Raw genomic sequence first — 18341 nt, forward strand, 5'->3', positions numbered from 1 at the left:
ACTTGACCCGCACATCTGTCAACAATATTCAGTTCTCAAAGTTCGTCTCACTGTCTCAGCGACAGCTTCTATATAATACCAGACTTTCGTTTCTTTGTCAACAACTTTTTTCTTTCAATGTTTCAGTTGAAACATTTCGCTGCTGATCAAGTTTCAGTCTGTTGCTTTCTCTTCGAGAAAGCTTATTTAGTATAGCAAAAAGGCAGAGAAAATGCAAGCATTTTCTCTGCCTTTTTCAAATTTATTTTCCCGCTCAGAAGAATTCCTTCAGAGAGAAGGTCTGATCCCGGTTGGGCCCTACGGACACAATGCCGATTTCCACGCCCACCACTTCGCTGAGCCGGTTCAGATAGGCCTGGGCTTCCGCCGGCAGGTCGCTGTAGGACCGTACCCCGGAAATGTCCTTTTTCCAGCCTTTGAAGGTTTCGTAAACCGGTTTGGCTTTGGCCAGGATGGTCAGATCCGCCGGGATGTGCTGGATGGGTTCTCCGTCGATGGTCCAGCCGGTGCACATCTTGATTTCGTCCATGCCGTCCAGGATATCCAGCCGGGTAATGGCCAGGGCATCCATGGAGTTCAGCCGGGCAGCGTATTTCACCATGAAGGCATCCAGCCAGCCGCAGCGGCGGGGCCGCCCGGTGACAGTGCCGAATTCATGGCCGGTGTTCCGGAGATAGGTTCCCGGGCCGTCAGTATCGAACAGTTCGCACACAAAGGGGCCTTCCCCTACCCGGGTGGTATAGGCTTTCACCACGCCCACCACATGGTCGATGAACCGGGGCCCTACGCCGCTGCCGGTGGCTGCATTGCCGGCGGTGGGGTTGGAGCTGGTCACATAGGGATAGGTGCCGTAGTCGATGTCCAGGAAGGTGGCCTGAGCCCCTTCGAACAGGACTTTCTTGTGAGCATCGAAAATGTTCCCCAGAGCTACGCTGGTATCAGTCACATGGGGCCGCAGTTCTTCCGCATAGTCCAGGTAGGCTTTCAGCATGGGTTCATAGGCCAGAGGTTCTGCCCCGTAGACTTTGGTGAACAGGGCATTCTTGGCATCCAGGTTCCGTTTCAGCTTGGCAGCCAGCACGTCTTTGTTCATCAGATCGCAGACCCGGATCCCGGTACGGGCATATTTGTCCATATAGCAGGGTCCGATGCCCCCTTTGGTGGTGCCGATCTTGGCATCCCCCAGGGCAGCTTCCTGGAGTTCGTCCTGCTTTTCATGGTACGGGAACACCACATGGGCCCGGTCGCTGATCAGCAGGTTGCTGGTATCCACGCCCTTGGCCTTCATTTCGGCGATTTCCTGGAGCACCACACGGGGGTTGATCACCACACCGTTGCCCAGGATGCAGGTTTTGTCCTTGTATAAAATCCCGCTGGGCAGCAGACGGAGCTTGTAGGAAACGTCATTGACCACCACCGTATGGCCGGCGTTGGAACCGCCGGAATAGCGGACCACCGCATCAGCCTGCTGGGCCAGGTAGTCAACAATCTTGCCTTTACCTTCGTCCCCCCACTGGGAACCGATTACAACAACAGATGACATAGAGTTCTCCTTCTTTCGGGTTACATTCCAAACCGGGCGTAGATTTCATCCACATGCTTCAGCATATGTTTCGGTTCGAAGCAGGCTTCCACTTCTTCTTTGGTCAGGTACTTGTCGATGTCCGGATCCGCTTCCACGTTGGTCTTGAAGTCGGCCCCTTCCATCCACCGGGCCATGGCGTTCCGCTGCACCCACTTGTAGGCATCTTCCCGGAGCACCCCTTTGCTTACCAGGGCGATCAGCAGGTTCTGGCTGTAGATCAGGCCGCCGGTCAGGTTCAGGTCCCGCATCATGGCTTCCGGATATACCAGCATCTTGCCCATGATGTCCTTCATTTTCCGCAGCATGTGGTCCAGCAGGATGGTGGAATCCGGCAGGATGATCCGTTCCACGGAAGAATGGGAAATATCCCGTTCATGCCACAGGGCCACGTTTTCGATGGCAGCTTCTGCATTGCCCCGGAGCACCCGGGCCAGGCCGCAGATCTTTTCACAGGTGATGGGGTTCCGTTTGTGAGGCATGGCGGAAGAGCCCTTCTGGCCGGGAGCAAAATATTCTTCCGCTTCCCGGACTTCCGTACGCTGGAGATGACGGACTTCCGTGGCCATCTTTTCCAGGGTGGCGCCGCACACGGCAATGGTGCTCAGATAGAAGGCATGGCGGTCTCTCTGGACAACCTGGTTGGCAATGGGCACAGGGGTCAGCCCCAGTTTTTCGCACACGTATTTTTCCACAAACGGGTCAATGTTGGAATAGGTCCCGATGGCACCGCTGAGTTTCCCTACGGAGATGTATTTCTTGGCCATTTCCAGCCGTTCGATGTTCCGTTCGGTTTCAGACATCCACAGCAGGAACTTCAGGCCGAAGGTCATGGGTTCCGCATGGATCCCGTGGGTACGGCCCACGCACAGGGTGTGACGGTATTTCTGAGCCTGGCTCTTGAGGATTTCATGGAGTTCCTTTTCTTCCCGGATCAGGATTTCCGCGGAATGTTTCATCATGAGCCCCATGGCCGTGTCCTTCACGTCGTTGGAGGTCAGGCCTTTATGGATATATTTGGAAGCATCGCCGACGTGTTCAGCCACAGAAGTAAGCAGAGAAATGATGTCATGGTTGGTGGTCTTTTCGATTTCATGGACCCGGTCCAGATCGAAGTCCGCCTTGGTTTGGATGTCATGGAGCGCATCATCCGGTACAATGCCCAGTTTGTTCATGGCTTCGCAGGCCGTGACTTCAACTTTGACAATGTTGCGGTCTTCGTTTTCTTCCGTCCAGATGGAACCCATTTCTTTACTGGTATAACGTGGAATCACAATACTTCCTCCTTAGGTATAACAAAAAAATGGCATAACGAGGGAACACACCGTTCCCGCTGTCTTTTTATTGTATCATTTTACCGAACGCTTCGCAACGACAAGAATTTTTTGTTTGCAATAAAAGGACCCGCTGTTCCAAGCGGGTTCTTTCCTTCGGCAATTGACAATTGACAGGCGGCTGCTGTATGGCAGCCGCATTTATTCCGGTCTCCGGCTCAGATCCTCGAACCGGGTGATATCCTTCCGGAAATACAGCGGCACCGTGCCCACCGGGCCATTCCGGTGCTTGGCCACGATCAGTTCCGCCACGTTCTTTTGTTCCGTATCCGGGTTGTAGTAATCGTCCCGGTAGATGAAGCACACAATATCCGCATCCTGTTCCAGGGCCCCGGATTCCCGCAGGTCACTGAGCATGGGCCGTTTGCTGGTCCGCTGTTCCACGCTCCGGCTCAGCTGGGACAGGGCGATCACCGGCACATTCAGCTCCCGGGCCAGCCCCTTCAGGGACCGGGAAATATCACTCATTTCCTGCTGCCGGTTGTCGCTGGCCCGTTTGGAGGACCCCTGCATCAGCTGGAGATAGTCCACGATGATCAGATCCAGGCCGTTCTCGTTTTTCCACCGCCGGGCCTTGGACCGCATTTCCAGGGCCGTCATCCCCGGCGTATCATCCAGCATGATCTTGGCGGCACTGAGCTTGTCCGCCGCGTTCACCAGGTTGGGCCATTCGCTTTCCTGGAGCTGGCCGATCCGCAGCCGGGAGGCGTCGATCCGGGCCTGGGAGCACAGCAGCCGCTGGACCAGCTGCTCCTTGCTCATTTCCAGGGAGAAGAAGGCTACGGATTTTCCCCCGTCCAGAGCCACATGTTCCGCAATGTTCAGCACCAGGGAGGATTTCCCCATGGAAGGACGGGCTGCCACGATGATCAGATCCGAAGGCTGGAGCCCGCTGGTCATTTTGTCGAAATCGGAAAACCCGGTGGGCAGGCCGGTAAAGGCATCCTTGGTGTCGTACAATTCCTCGATCCGGGCCATGGCGCTTTTCACGATGTCCTTGATCTTCACCACGCCCCCGGAATGTTTCCGGTTGGCCACCGCCAGGATCTTCTGTTCCGCCTGGTCGATGGTCTGGGCAATGTCCTGTTCTTCCTCGTAGCCGCTGGCCGCCACTTCCGTAGCCGAATTGATCAGCTGCCGGCGGAGGGATTTTTCCTCCACGATCTTGGCATGGTACACCACATTGGCCGCAGTGGGCACCGCATTGCTGAGAGCGGTGATGGCCGCCGTGCCTCCGATGGCATCCAGCTTCCCCAGCCGGCGCAGTTCTTCGGTGACCGTAACCAGGTCCACCGCCTCGTTCCGGCTGTGGAGATCCATAATGGCCGAAAAGATCACCCGGTTGTCCGGCCGGTAAAAGTCATCCTCATTGAGGATTTCCCCGGCTTTGTCGATGGCATCCCGGCTGATCAGCATGGCCCCCAGCACACTTTGTTCCGCCTCGATATTCTGGGGTGGAATACGTTCTTCCAAAGAGCAGACCTCCTTCCTGAAAAGAAACCCACCACCGTATCACAGAGGTGCCGATCCCCTTCTCAAGACAGTCATTGTCCTGTCTGTCCGCCCTTTTCAAGGGCGGGGGACCAGCCTGGGGCTGGTGGTGGGTTCCTTTTTTATTCTTCCGTTTCTACAACGACCTTGAACTTGGCGGATACATCCGGCAGCAGTTTTGCCGTTGCGGTGTATACCCCCGGGCTCTTGATGGTTTCCGGAATCTCGATCTTCCGGCGGTCCACCCCTTCCATCCCGGTCTGGGTCAGCAGGGCATCCGCCACATCCTTGGAGGCAATGGATCCGAACAGCTTCCCGTTGGCTCCCACCTTCACCTTCATGTGCAGGGTCACCTTTTCCAGCTGGGCAGCCAGGATCACCGCTTCGTCATGAGCCTGGGCAGCCCGGTGTTTGGCCACCTGCATGTCCTGTTTGGCCTGGTTCAGGTTCCGGGAGGTGGCTTCTTCCGCGATTCCCCGGGGAATCAGATAGTTCCGGCCGTAACCTTCCGCCGTTTCGATGATATCGCCTTTCTTACCCAATTTCTTGATGTCCTGCAGCAGAATTACCTTCATCTGTATCGCTCTCCTTCATTTGTTCTTTGGCCAGCTCAAGGACCTTCGGCATCAGTTCTTCCGCCGTCACGCCCTTCACCTGTACCCCGGCAACGGTCTGATGGCCGCCGCCGCCAAGTTCTTCCATCATCACCTGCACATTGACGGATCCGTCACTGCGGGCACTGATGCTGACTCCGTTTTCATTCTGGCTGAAAACCACACTGGCCCGGATGTCATCCATGGTCAGCAGTTCATCCGCCGCCTGGGCCACGATCACCGGCGTATCCTTGTCCTGACAGGAACACTGGTGCACCGCCACAGCCAGCCCGGGCAGAGGCTGTTTCATCTCGGTGATGATCCGGGCCCGGGTGAGCACCGTATGTTCATCATCCTTGAACAGCAGGGAAACCATATGGGGATCGGCTCCGTTCCGGCGCAGGAAAGCCGCTGCTTCGAAAGTCCGTTCCCCGGTCTGCACCGCAAAATTCTTGGTGTCCACCAAAATCCCTGCATACAGGGCCGTGGCTTCCACTTCAGAAAACTGCAGCTTGTTTTCAAAATACTGGAGGATCTCCGTGACCATTTCACAGGTGGAAGAGGTGGACGGTTCCATATACTGGAGCATCACATCGGTGATGGCATCCTCCGCCCGCCGGTGATGGTCGATGATGATCCGCCGGCGGATGGCCTGGAGCACCTTGGGCGCCGCGCTCAGCATGGCCCGATGGTGGTCCACCAGCACCAGGATGCTGCCGGGAGTGATCCGCTTCAATGCCTCTTCCTCGTTGACGAACAGGGACAGGTACCGGTCGCTCTGGTCCTTGGACACGGTTTCCAGCTTCTTCAGGGAAGGACCCTGGCCGCTGGTGACGATGCAGCAGCTCTTGTTCAGGGTCAGGGCCATTTTGGCCACCCCGATGGCTGCCCCCAGGGCATCGTAGTCCTCGTTGGCATGGCCCATGATGAACACCTGGTCCGCACTGACCATCAGTTCGTGGATGGCCTGGGCCACGATCCGGGCCCGGACCCGGGTGTTTTTCGCCTGGACGGAGCCCCGGGCCCCGTAGAAGCTCATATCGTCCCCCAGCTGGACCACTGCCTGGTCCCCGCCCCGGCCCAAAGCCAGGTCCAGGGCCGCCTGGGCCTTCTGGCTCAGTTCCGCCAGGTTCCGGCCGTCCGCCGCCACCCCGATACTGATGGTGGGGCTGATCCGGTTGCCGCTTTTAATCTCCCGGACCCGGTCCAGCACCTGGAACTTCTTGCTGATGGTGTCCGTCAGCCCTTTCCGGCTCATGCCCACCACAAACATGTCTTCCGTGTATTTCTGGAAGTACCCGTGGACTTCCTCCACCCAGCCCCCGATGGCCTTGGTCACGTCCACGATCAGGCTGGCCCGCTCGTTTTCGTTGAGGCCTTTCATGGCATCGTCGTAGTTGTCGAACTGGACATAGGCCACCACCGGCCGTTCTTCCTCATACCGTTTTTTCTGCCGTTCCCGGTCCGTGATATCCGTCAGGTACAGGGCCAGCCCCGTATCCTCCTCCGGATTGTCGGTGATCTGGATCCGCCGGACCAGCATCTTGTAGATCCGATCCCCGATCTTGATCTGCTTGTCCGCGTCCCGGAGCCGCAGGGTGGCAAAATTGTTGTCCGGCGGCGGCAGCACCTTTTCAAAAGGCGTGGCCAGCGGCACCTCCACCGCGATGAATTCGTTGAACAGCCGGTTCCGCCACTGGAGATGTCCTTCTTTGTCGAAAACCCCGATGCCGATGGGGATCCGCTGGGACGCATAATTGTTGGCCCGTTCAATATTCCGGACCACCGTGGTCATGGAATGGTTGAACCAGGCTTCCCGGAGCCGGTTGCTCCGGAAGGTCAGATAATAGACCAGCAGCACCGAAATGAACCCGATGGCCGTACAGATGGCCAGGTTCACCGCAATCCCGTAGATCACCAGGACGGACCCCAGCAGGGCCACCCCGATGCGCACGGACTGCCACAGGTTCCGGCGTGATTTCTCCTCCATACTATCCCCCTCTATTCAGGCTTTTTGGCCCCTGGCTTCCGGATCTTCCGGAGATCGAAGACCATTTCATAGGCCCCCAGCACCACCACCAGCTGGGAGGCGATGGGCAGGGTGAAGGTCAGCAGCAGACTCAGCGGCAGCAGGATCCGGGGATAATGGCGGTATTCCACATACCAGCGGATCAGGCTCAGCCCCTGGACCAGGAGCAGCATGTTCATCATCATATACAGGGTGTACCCGCCCCGGTACACCAGGGAATCCTGATAGTTCTGGCCGAAGAAGATCAGCATCATCCCGATGCCATAGGGCAGGAGCAGCCATTTGGGCAGCTTCCACAGGGAAAAAGGCGGAAACCAGGGGTAGTAATCCCCCATCCGTCCCAGGATCTTCCGGGCCGCCCAGTAGTTGGCAATGGCGGTAATGGGCGCGCTGAGCAGCACCCCGGCCGGCAGGATCAGTTCGAACATCTTTTTCAGCTGGGCCAGCTGGGTGTCCGTGAGCCCGTTCATCCCCAGGGTCTGGAAAATCTCGCTGCTCATGTTCACCGATTCGTCAATGGACTGGAAGAACACTTCGATTACATTCACATGCATGAAGAAATAGGCTGCCAGGGCACTGAGCACCGTGGAAAGGAGGGCCCCCAGGCTCCCCATGAGCAGGGTCTGGGTGGGAGTCATCTGTTTTTCCATGGCATAACCCATGAACAGGCCGATGAGCCCCAAAATCAGGCACTGGGTCAGAGCCTGGAGGGGGGACAGCAGCACCGCCACCACGCACCCGGTGACCAGCAGGCACAGAATGCTCCATTTCAGCCCGTTCCGCCGGCCGCAAAGGATGATGGGCAGAGGCCACAGGATGCTCACAATGATGTCCAGCACCGGGATGTAGTTCCCCACCAGGGTAAAAAGCACGGCCACCGCCGCCAAAATGCCGGATTCCACCAGCGAAGAAGTTTTATGGTAATGCAAAGCGATATTCCTCCATGATGATAGTTTCCTTCGGCCATTGACCATTGGCCATTGACAACCAAGAGAGCGTTTCCCTACTATTCTACAATATTTGACAAAAAAAAGACAGACCCCCGAAAGGGTCTGTCTCTGTCATCCAGCTTATTCAGCCGTAAACGGCAGCAGTGCAACGTTTCTGGCACGTTTGATGGCAATGGTCAGCTGACGCTGATGTTTTGCACAGGTGCCGGAAATCCGGCGAGGCAGGATCTTGCCCCGTTCGGTGATGAACTTCCGCAGCTTGGCTGCATCTTTATAATCGATTTCCTGGACTTTGTCGACGCAGAAGGAGCAAACTTTTCTTCTGGGTCTCCGGTTACCTCTTTCACGCTTCATCATAGCTATTCTCTATCCTCCCTTTTAAAATGGGATCTCTTCGTCAAAACCTACTTCAGAGCCAAAGCCACCCATGGGACCGGCGGAGCCGCCCTGAGAGGACTGATTCTGGGATGGAGGATTCTGCTGGCCTGCGGCAGGACTGCCGGAGCCTTTCCGTTCGATGAATTCCACACGGTCCGCAATGACTTCCGTCATGTAATGCTTGTTCCCGTCTTTTCCATCGTAGCTGCGGATCTGCAGACGCCCTTCCACCAGAGCTCTCTGACCCTTGGTCAAACTGTTCCCACATAATTCAGCGGTTTTATTCCACGTTACAATGTTGATAAAATCCGCTTCCCGCTGGCCGTTCTTCGAAGCGAAGGGACGGTCAACTGCCAGAGTAAAGGTGCAGACCGTTTTTTCCGTAGGTGTAACCCGGACTTCCGGATCCCGTACGAGACGGCCCAACAAGATAATGCGATTCATACACCCAGCCTCCTTATTCGCCTTTGCGAATGATCATGTGACGCAGGATATCGTCGGTAATCTTCATCACACGGTCCAGTTCCTTTACGGCTGCAGGTTCAGCGGCAAACGTGGTCAGAACATACAGACCATCATTGAAGTCCTGAATAGCATATGCCAAACGTTTTTTGCCCCACTTATCGGTTTTTTCGATCGTAGCGCCGTTAGCCACCAGCAGGTCATCGAACTTCTTTACAACAGCGTTGAAAGCGTCCTCTTCTACCGGTTTAACGATGTACATGACTTCGTAGTTATTCACGAAATCACCTCCTCCTTTGGATTTGCTCCTCTACCATGAGGGCAGAAGAAGTATATATAATATATACAGCCTTAAAAGTATAGCATGGGAAGAGAATAAATGCAAGAAGGAAAAGGAATCTTTTCTGTAGTATAATAATATGATATTAATTTACAAAGGAGCACCACCATGTTCGTCTATGCCGACAACGCAGCCACCACCCGGGTCCTGCCCAAGGTCCTGGAGGCCATGCTGCCTTATTTTACAGAACAGTACGGCAACCCCTCCAGCACCTATCCCCTGGGGCAGGAAGCCTCCCGGGCCCTGATCGGCTCCCGGGAAACCATCGCCCGGCTGCTGGGCTGCCGGCCCCGGGAAATCACCTTCACCTCCGGGGGCAGCGAAAGCGACAACCAGGCCCTTCGGACCGCCGCTGCCTGGGGAAAGAAGCACGGCCGCACCCATCTTATCGCCAGTGCCATTGAGCACCACGCCATCCTCCACACCCTGGAGGCCCTCCAGAAGGAAGGCTTTGCCGTGACCCTGCTGCCGGTGAACCAGGAAGGCCAGGTGGAACCGGACACCCTGGCCCGGGCCCTGACCCCGGAAACCGCCCTGGTATCCGTGATGACCGCCAACAACGAAACCGGCGCCCTCCAGCCCATCAGGGAGCTGGCCGCCCTGGCCCATGAACAGGGAGCCCTGTTCCACACCGACGGGGTCCAGGCCCTGGGCCATGTGCCGGTTACCCTGGAAGCCGGGAACATCGACTTCCTGTCCGGTTCCGCCCATAAATTCTATGGACCCAAAGGAGTTGGTTTCCTTTTTACCAAGCAAGGCATCGAATTGGAAAGCCTGATTTTCGGAGGAGAACAGGAACGGGGGAAGCGAGCCGGCACGGAAAACGTCTCCGGCATCGTGGGCATGGCCGCCGCCCTGGAAGAAGCGGTGAATAATCTGGATGCCAACGCCCGGAAGATGGCAGAAGCCCGGGACGCCCTGGAAGCAAAGCTCCTGGCCCTGGGCGGCACCCGGGTCCACAGCGGCCAGGTGCCCCGGCTCCCCGGCCACCTGAACATGGCCTTTGACGGAGTCCCCGCAGAAGCCCTGCTTCCGGTGCTGGGCATGGCAGGCATCTGCGTTTCCGCCGGGTCCGCCTGTGCCTCCGGTTCTCCGGAACCCAGCCATGTGCTCCTGGCCCTGGGCTGCACTCCGGAAGAAGCCAGATCTTCCCTCCGGTTCTCTCTGGGGGATGACATTACCCGGGAACAGGTGGACTATACGGCCCAGACCCTTATCCGGGAAGTCCAGCGGCTCCGGCGGCTGGAACACCGGCTGTAACAGAAAGGATGCATCATGAAAGCACTGATCGCCATGAGCGGCGGAGTGGACAGCTCCGTAGCCGCCAAACTCATGCAGGATGCAGGGTATGACTGCATCGGCTGCACCATGAAGCTGTACAACAACCCGGACGCCGGCTGCAGTTCCAAAACCTGCTGCAGCCTCAGCGACGTGGAAGACGCCCGGAGCGTGGCCGCCCGGCTCCATATGCCCTATTACGTGTTCAACTACACGGAAGAATTCAAAAAAGACGTAATGGAAAAATTCGCCCGGAGCTATACCCTGGGCCACACCCCCAACCCCTGCATCGACTGCAACCGGTTCCTGAAGTTCGGCGCCCTGTACCAGCGGGCCCTGGAACTGGGCTGCGACTGTGTGGTCACCGGCCATTACGCCCGGATCCGGAAGACCCCGGAAGGGAAGTACCAGCTGCTCCGGGCCACGGACCCGGCCAAGGACCAGAGCTATGTGCTCTACAGCCTGACCCAGGACCAGCTGGCCCACACCCGGTTCCCCCTGGGGGGATACCACAAGACCCATACCCGGGAAATCGCCGCGGAAAACGGGTTCATCAATTCCCAGAAGCCGGACAGCCAGGACATCTGTTTCGTGCCCAACGGCCAGTACACCGATGCAGTCCAGCGGATTCTGGACTACAAGCCTCAGCCGGGTCCCTTTCTGGATCTGGAAGGAAAAGTGATCGGCCAGCACAAAGGGATCATCTATTACACCCTGGGCCAGCACAAGAAGCTGGGGCTGAACCAGCCCGATTATCCTCTCTATGTAGTGAAGATCGACCCGGCAAAGAACGCCGTGATCGTGGGCCCCAGTGAAGCCCTGTTCAGCCGGGAGGCAAAGGTCCGGGACGCCAACTGGATCAGCGGAGAAGTGCCGGAAGGCCCCGTCCGGTGCCAGGTGAAAGTCCGGTACCGCCAGGAAGCCCAGCCCGCCACCGTAACCCCCACCGGCAAGGATACTTTCACCGTCCGGTTCGACGAACCCCAAAGAGCCATCACCCCCGGCCAGGCCGCCGTATTGTACGACGGAGAAGTGGTCCTGGGGGGAGGGACTATTGTAGAATAAAAAAAGAAAAACAGGTCCCGGCCGGGGCCTGGTTTTTTGAGGAAGATATGCCCGACCGGAGGCCGGGAAGGGTTCCCCTGCGGGGAACCCCTACGCCGTAGGGGCGCGCCACAGGCACGCCCGTCCCTGGCCTCCCGGAGGGTTCGTTCTCATTCCCCAAAATACCGGTCCAACTCCCATTTCCTTGGGTTGTTCTCTATATATTCCATGATCCGGACCCCATCCCCCGGCGTCCTTACCAAATGGTCGTAATATCCACGCTGCCAAATTTTACGCCCGCACACCCGGGTTGTACAACCTTTGAACTGGTTGATGAATCCGGCCAGGGAAATGGTTGCCCTATCCTGATTTCGGAATACCAATAAATGGATATGGTTGGGCATCACCACCCATTGCAGGATCTTCATCCCCGGATACCGGTTGGCAAACCAATCCAGATGAGCCGCCACCTGATTCCCAATTTCCGTAGGATGCAGAACTCCCTGTTCAATACATCCAAATAGAGGTTCCCTGTCCAGGGTACACACCGTAAGGAAAGTCAGCCCGGACAGTTGATAAACCACAGGAGAAAGCCGGATGTTTTTTCGGCTGGGATGAAGGGTGTGAGTGAATAACATAAATGGCCTCCTTTTTGCAAACATATGTTCATGTTATGATTTTATATATTATAACATGGCAGAATATTTTTGCAAGTTTGCTGGTTTGACCCGACCGGAGGCCGGGAAGGGTTCCCCTGCGGGGAACCCCTACGCCGTTGGTGTCAAAGTCCCTCCTGCAAGTCAAAGCCCAGGCATCCGCGATCCATCCACCCCCAGCCACAACCCTCGACCCCAACGCTGTAGGGGCTTGCTACAGGCGAGCCCTTCCCTGGCCGCCCGGAGGGTCATTCCATCCTGCACCCCGCAACCTATGACATCCGCAATCCATTCGCCCCCAGCCACAACCCCGATCCCAACGCTGTAGGGGCTTGCCACAGGCGAGCCCTTCCCTGGCCGCCCGGAGGGCCTCCTTCCCCCATCGACCATCGGCAGCCACAAAAAACCACCCCGCGCAATGCGCGGGGTGGTTTTTTGCTTTATGGTTCTGCTCCAGAGGGGGTGTGTGCAATCCATCCGGGGAGACGGTTACGCTTTTCTCTGGGCAGCCATTGCCTGGAGTTCAGGCCGGAATTCTTCTACCAGTTTGGCTTCCGCCTTGGCCCCTTTGGACAGGGCGTTGTAGATGATTTCGGCCATTTCATACCGGGTCATGGTCCGTTCGCCGTGATACTTGCCGTCTTCGTATCCCTGGATGATATCATTCCCTGCCAGCCGGCTTACGGCTTCGTAGGCCCAGTGGTTGGCCGGTACATCCGGGAAGTCCTTGGACAGGCTGGGGTTCAGCACGCCCAGCAGGGCATCCAGCCGATTCTGCAGGTTGGTCACCTGTTTGGCCAGAGCGGCATTGGTGGCTTCCGCCTTTTCCAGCCGCTTGCTGCTCTTGCCCAGCTTGAAGGACACGCCGCCGCCGATCATGTTTTCCCCATTGCCGAAGCTGGTGGAAACATTCAGCATCACCCGGTCCGTAGGCCGGTAGAACACGCCCAGGGCCCCGGCAGTTTCACTGCGGTAGTTGCCCACAGCCGCTGCCACGCTGACCTTGGAATCTTCATCGAAGTCCATAGGATGCAGGTTGGCCATAGCCGCTGCGCTGGCCCCTACCTTGTCGATCCGGTTATCCAGGTTGTCCACCCGGTTTTCTACCCGATCCATACGGTTTTCTACCCCGTCCATCCGGTTTTCCACGGTGGTCACACGCTGGTTGGTGGCATTGAGCTGTCCGCCGTTCACCGCATCGGTGCTGCCTTCAGCAATGGTCCCGTCCGCCACGTTGGTGATCTTCTGGCCGTTGGCATTGATGCCGTTTTCGTTAATGTAGGTCTTGTCCCCTACCTTGTAGGACTTGGCCGTTACATCGCCGGTCACAGTGGCATTGCCGCCTACAGAGAGATCCTTTTCCATGGTGACGTCATCCTTGAAGGTGGACTTGCCGCCAACTTCCAGGGTGCCATCCAACTTGGTGCTGCCCTTCACGTTCAGGTCTTTGCCTACCGTGACATTGCCCTGAAGATCGGAATCTCCCTTGACGGTCAGGTCCTTGTTCACTTCCACATAATCCGCCGTTGCCTTGCCGGTTTCCAGAGTGTTCCCGGAAATGGTGGTTTGCTTGATGGATCCTTCTCCAATAGCCGCTGCATGCTCGGTATTTTCAAAGGTGGTCCCGGCGTCCGTGGTGGTCACGCTGGTCTTGGTAGCATCGTCGCCAGTCCCAGAGCTTACGGTGGTATTCACATACCCGTTTTCCGCATCCTTCAGGATGTCGATGATGTTCCCGCTGACCAGTCTCTGTTCCGAAGTGGTCGCCGTATCCGTCACCGTGTTGGATCCGCCGCTGCCATTCTTCACCTGGCTGGTGAAGCCGTCGGCCTTCTGGCTGCTGCTGGAGAAGTCGCCGGTGTTCTCGTCAGTCACCTTGGTTACATCCTCGGTCACGGTCTTCTTATTGTTGAGCGACTGGGTTCCGTTCTTGAGGGATGTATTTACACTGTCGGCCAGCTGGCTCAAAGTGCTGGTATTGGTGCCATCGGTGATGATGTTGATATCCTTTTCAGCGGTCTTGCTGAAGGAGTTGCTCTTGGTACCATCCTTCACAGATTCGGAAATCTTCTTGGTGGTCATGGTCCGCTCTACATTGTCACCTACTTTGTCGGTGATAGAGGTAGAAGCACTGTTTTCGATTTTTGCTGCAGCGTTGGACAGTTTTTTCGTTGCCTTATTGGTGATGTTTTCTGCCGTCAGGCTGCTGTCACCGGTTACGGTCGTGGTCTGGTTTCCGCCTACCGTGGTGCTCAGGTTGGCTTTGTAGTCTTCTGTCACATCGCCAGTGACAGTGGTCTTCATTTCGCCGCCCACAGTCGTGGTCAGATCTTTGCCAACCGTGTTGGTCATATTTTCCGTAGCGTTGTTGGTGATATCCTTGGCCTCATTGGCGATCGTACCGTTCTTAGCCGTGTTGGTGATATCTTTTGCCGTCTGGGTGACGCCAGTGATGTTGGTGCCATCCGTTACGGCGCTGCCGATGAACGGGTTGGCTGCATCGTCGAGGTTCTTGATAACGTCGATGACACTGCCGCCGCTTACCAGGGCATCTTCCATCTTAGTAGCTGTCTTAGACGTAGCGCTGTACTGGGTATCGCTGGCTTTGATCAGCTGTTCCGATTTGTCTACAGTGCTGTTGGTGTTGTTGGCCTTGGTCCCGTCAGTGATGGAGGAGGCCAGGCTCATGGCATCCTGGTTCACCACGGTGGTATTGGTACCGTCGGTTACGGAGGAAGCGATCTGATCTGCTTTCTGCAGGTCGTTGGATGTATTGGTTCCATCCGTAATGTTGGTATTGGTCTGACCGGCAATGGTGTCGACGGTGGTCTTCTGGCTACCATCAATCAGCTGGGATTTTTCTTCGGCTGCACCGCGGAGATAGGAAGCAGTCTTGCCATCAGCCTGGCTCATTTCTTCTTTAGTCTGATAAGACAGCTGGGTAGAAGTATTGGAACCGGCATCGTTCGTCACTTTCTGTACGATGGAGCTGGTAGCATCGGTTTCCACATCGATAGCCTTGTTGGTAATCTTGTTCTTCGCTTCGTTGGTGATGTTTTCTGCCTTCAGGCTGCTGTCACCAGTTACGGTCGTGGTCTGGTTTCCGCCTACCGTATTGATCATGTTTCCGGAGGCTGTGTTCACCAGGTCTTTGGCGATATTGGAAATGGTTCCCTGTTCCGCCGTATGAGTGATATCCTGAGTCCCCTGTTCTACCGAGGTGCTGTTGGCGCCGTCCCTCACCGTGCTATTCGTTTTATTCACAGTTTGATCGATCTTGGAATAAATTTCATCAGAAGTTTTGATTTCCTGCAGGATCTGATCGATTCTCTGCCGGAAAGTAGAGGTCTTGGCGGAGTCGTCGGAACCTTCGGTGATTACATCACTGGATTCCGCTGCAGACTGGGAAGCCACGTTGGTCTTGTCCCCGTCCTTTACGGTATCGGTCATGGTGTACTTGTTGTCCGTCCCCTGGCTCATGGCGGATTCTGCATACGCCGTCGGGTTGTCACCGGTATCAGAAAGTTTCTGGCTGATGCTGTCGGCAGTAACGGTGCTCTTGCCGATGGATTCATCGTCCTTGGCCCACAGATTGCTGCCAGTTTCATCGAAGGTAGAAGCACTGGCCTTGGTTTCGCCCGTTGCCGTATCCATTTTCAGATTTTTGGACTGGGTCTTGCCGCCATTGATGGTGGTGTAGTTGTTTTCATCCAGTTTGCTGGAGAGCGTATTGGCATTGAATTTGCCTTCTACAGAAAGGTCGCCCTTCACATCCAGGTTGCCTTTCATTTCCGTATTGCCGGCAACGGACAGGTCGCCGCCGATTTCAGCTTTGCCAGTGGTTTTCAGCGTTCCCGTTTCCGTTGCGCCGGTAGTTTTTATGGTTCCCGCTCCTACATCCAGTCCAGTACCAGTAATCTGTCCGCCGGAGATGCTGCCGGTGCCAACGTTCAGGCTCTTGCCGGTTATATCCCCTGTAACGCTTAAGTTGCCGCCTACCGTAGCATTATGATTGACAGCGAGGGTATCGGTAGTGGTATTGCCGGTGTTGGTAATGCCATTGGTTGTCAGGGTTCCGCCTACAGATGCATTGCCGGTGGTAGACAGGGAGCCAAAGGTACCCGTGGTCCCGTTAATGGTCTCACCTTTAATCGTGCCCTCTGCAGTGATATCATGGGCCTTCATATTGCCAGTGGTAACAATATTCCCAGTGGCATTGATCTGGTTCACACCATTGAGGCTGCCATTGGACATGGTGGCTGTACCATCAGTAAAGCTATCAGCAGTAATCTTTCCGGAAGCAGTCAGGTCTTTCACGCCGGTCATGGTACCATCAGTAGACATGCTCACATTACCAATCTTTCCGGAAGTAGCAGTTAAACTGCCATTTGTGTTTACGTTGCCGTTTGTACCATCCACGGTAAACTTGCCATCAGCGCCTTTGATGGAGCCATCCGACTTAAGGGCTGCTTTGGCTGCCGTATAGTCGTCGCCGCCGGTGTAGACACCGTCTTTATCCACCACCGTGCTGTTGGTGCCAACCTTGATTCCCTTTTCGTTCAGGGTGATCTGGTTGTCCCTGCCCTTGTTCAGGATCATTTTGTTGGCATCGGTCTTGGAGGTGGTCACGTTGCCCTGGGCGTCAATGGTAGTGGTATTCTTTTGCAGAACATTGTCATCGCTCAGGCTCAGTCCGCTATTGACGGCTTCCACCAGTTTGGTATCTGCTGCCACACGGGCCGAAGTTTCTGCCGTAATCTTATCATCCAGTGCTGCATCAGCGGCTGCCCGTTCCTGGGCTTCCTTGGCATCTGCCTGGTTCAGGGCCGTGAATCCATCAGCCATATTCTTGTTGATGGTATTGAACCCATCCACCATATTCTGGTTGACCTGCTGAATCACCTTGTCTTGGGTTTTATCTGCCCAAATGCGAGCATTTTTTTCCGCATCCAGAGCGGCATCCAGGTTAGCCACGTTTTCGCCAATGGTGTTGGCCGCTTTCACAACGGCCCCATCCTGTACGGCGGCATCGGCCTTGCTTACATAATTGTCAGAAGTCTGTTTCTCCAGATATTCCTTCACAGCGGTGATCCGGTCATCATTGGCCTTGACTTGTTTATCCAGGCTGACCAGGTTATTTCCTACCGTATTGTTTTGTTTGATATAGGTACCGTCTTTGGTAGTTTCGTCGGTCACACCATCTGCAGCCACCTTACCTGTTACAGTCACATCACCCGTAGAGGTGATATCACCAGTAGAAAGGCTTCCAGAAGTCAATTTTCCACGGATTTCCATGTCTTTGACTGTCTGATTTTCTTTAGTGCCTACAATCAAATCGCCAGTGCTGGAAATATGAAGGGCCGTGCTGGTCTTCTGGTCCGTTAATTTTTTATCCAGTTCAGCCGCTTTACGATACGTATATTTTCTGGCTGCCTCAATCTGCGCATCCGTGCCATTCTTGGTATAGACTTCTACCGCCGTACCGGAAGTCGACGATTCAACCTTCGTGGTGCCATCCGCCGCAAAAGACGTCCCTCCCATAGAGACAATACTGAAAAACACGGCCAGAGCCGCAGCGGTCTGTGCCACTTTCTTCCGTCCCACGGCACGGCGTCCGTCTTTGGACTGGCCTTTGGCCAGTTCGGAAACCACCATGTACATGCCCCGTGTTTTGTTCCAGATCACTTTATAAATCCTGTTCATAAAGCCACACCCCTTTTCTTGAACTCTCCTGTTTTTTCATTTTCATGCATCTTTTGGTGGGTTTCCCATGCGCGCTTTGGTCTCCCCGTTACCTTCAGTTTACCAAAATCCCTGAAATTTCCAATTATCCCTTGGTATACTCTTTTGAATTTCCGGAGTATACTTTTGTATAAGAACGTTCGTCCGTATATACAATACAATTTACTTCACTCTTCAGTTTTCTTGAATCGTTCTCATTTGAGTTACTTGGAACTTTATACAGGAATCCGGTGTATTGCCTGGAGAAAGAAGCTCCGCGTCCGGAACTTCTTTCTCTTTGTTCTGCTAAAGCATATCATGGATTTCAAAACTTTTTTTTCGAAAATCACGAAAGGGTCATTTTTTGTCCTGAAAATATTTTTCTGATTTTTCTTTTTCTTTGTTCTTGATTCAAAGACATTTTAATCTTCTTTTCATGCAAAAAAACCGCCCTTTCAGGGCGGAGATTTTCCAGGACTGTCC

The 18341-nt window shown here is 55.3% G+C and carries 13 protein-coding genes; 2 read left to right on the forward strand and 11 right to left on the reverse strand.

Features of this window, described 5'->3' with window-relative positions:
• Positions 1 to 253: 253 nt before the first annotated feature.
• The 9 genes from ACTQY5_RS10575 to rpsF all read right to left on the reverse strand — a co-directional run bounded on the left by ACTQY5_RS10575 (position 254) and on the right by rpsF (position 9099).
• Positions 254 to 1543: an adenylosuccinate synthase gene (locus ACTQY5_RS10575; RefSeq protein WP_154488671.1), complete on the reverse strand. Its 1290-nt coding sequence runs from the start codon at positions 1541 to 1543 to the stop codon at positions 254 to 256.
• Positions 1544 to 1563: 20 nt separating this feature from the next.
• A complete protein-coding gene (purB, locus tag ACTQY5_RS10580) occupies positions 1564 to 2856 on the reverse strand; it encodes an adenylosuccinate lyase (RefSeq protein ID WP_022486628.1) in 1293 nt (430 codons plus the stop codon).
• Positions 2857 to 3057: 201 nt separating this feature from the next.
• Positions 3058 to 4389, reverse strand: a complete 1332-nt coding sequence (dnaB, locus tag ACTQY5_RS10585) for a replicative DNA helicase (protein WP_154488670.1) — start codon at positions 4387 to 4389, stop codon at positions 3058 to 3060.
• Positions 4390 to 4529: 140 nt separating this feature from the next.
• Complete coding sequence (rplI, locus tag ACTQY5_RS10590; RefSeq protein ID WP_022486626.1) at positions 4530 to 4982, reverse strand: 50S ribosomal protein L9; 453 nt, start codon at positions 4980 to 4982, stop codon at positions 4530 to 4532.
• Positions 4942 to 6990, reverse strand: coding sequence for a DHH family phosphoesterase (locus tag ACTQY5_RS10595; protein WP_022486625.1), 2049 nt, complete (start codon positions 6988 to 6990; stop codon positions 4942 to 4944). The genes rplI and ACTQY5_RS10595 overlap by 41 nt, the downstream gene beginning before the upstream one ends.
• Positions 6991 to 7001: 11 nt before the next feature.
• Positions 7002 to 7958 carry a YybS family protein gene (locus tag ACTQY5_RS10600; RefSeq protein WP_022486624.1) on the reverse strand — a complete coding sequence of 319 codons (957 nt, stop codon included), beginning with the start codon at positions 7956 to 7958 and terminating at the stop codon, positions 7002 to 7004.
• Between the two features lie 141 nt (positions 7959 to 8099).
• Positions 8100 to 8336: a 30S ribosomal protein S18 gene (rpsR, locus tag ACTQY5_RS10605; RefSeq protein WP_012937440.1), complete on the reverse strand. Its 237-nt coding sequence runs from the start codon at positions 8334 to 8336 to the stop codon at positions 8100 to 8102.
• A 21-nt stretch (positions 8337 to 8357) separates the two neighbouring features.
• A complete protein-coding gene (locus ACTQY5_RS10610; RefSeq protein WP_022486623.1) occupies positions 8358 to 8801 on the reverse strand; it encodes a single-stranded DNA-binding protein in 444 nt (147 codons plus the stop codon).
• 13 nt (positions 8802 to 8814) lie between these two features.
• The gene (gene rpsF, locus ACTQY5_RS10615) at positions 8815 to 9099 is read right to left on the reverse strand and encodes a 30S ribosomal protein S6 (protein WP_012937438.1); all 285 of its coding nucleotides are present in this window, start codon (positions 9097 to 9099) and stop codon (positions 8815 to 8817) included.
• A 168-nt stretch (positions 9100 to 9267) separates the two neighbouring features.
• Here rpsF and ACTQY5_RS10620 point away from each other — a divergent pair, with 168 nt between their 5' ends.
• Positions 9268 to 10419, forward strand: a complete 1152-nt coding sequence (locus ACTQY5_RS10620) for a cysteine desulfurase family protein (protein ID WP_441369189.1) — start codon at positions 9268 to 9270, stop codon at positions 10417 to 10419.
• Between the two features lie 15 nt (positions 10420 to 10434).
• Positions 10435 to 11502 (forward strand): tRNA 2-thiouridine(34) synthase MnmA, encoded by a 1068-nt coding sequence (gene mnmA / locus ACTQY5_RS10625; RefSeq protein ID WP_279125984.1) that lies wholly within the window; start codon positions 10435 to 10437, stop codon positions 11500 to 11502.
• A gap of 149 nt (positions 11503 to 11651) precedes the next feature.
• On the opposite strand, the gene ACTQY5_RS10630 is transcribed toward mnmA, so the two are convergent.
• Both ACTQY5_RS10630 and ACTQY5_RS10635 read right to left on the reverse strand, forming a co-directional pair.
• Positions 11652 to 12119, reverse strand: a complete 468-nt coding sequence (locus ACTQY5_RS10630) for a transposase (protein WP_441369190.1) — start codon at positions 12117 to 12119, stop codon at positions 11652 to 11654.
• 507 nt (positions 12120 to 12626) lie between these two features.
• Positions 12627 to 17840: an ESPR-type extended signal peptide-containing protein gene (locus tag ACTQY5_RS10635; protein WP_441369191.1), complete on the reverse strand. Its 5214-nt coding sequence runs from the start codon at positions 17838 to 17840 to the stop codon at positions 12627 to 12629.
• Between the last annotated feature and the right edge of the window lie 501 nt (positions 17841 to 18341).

This window comes from Acidaminococcus sp. HCP3S3_H5 (genome assembly GCF_052122235.1).
In the GTDB taxonomy this organism is placed as follows: Bacteria; Bacillota; Negativicutes; order Acidaminococcales; family Acidaminococcaceae; genus Acidaminococcus.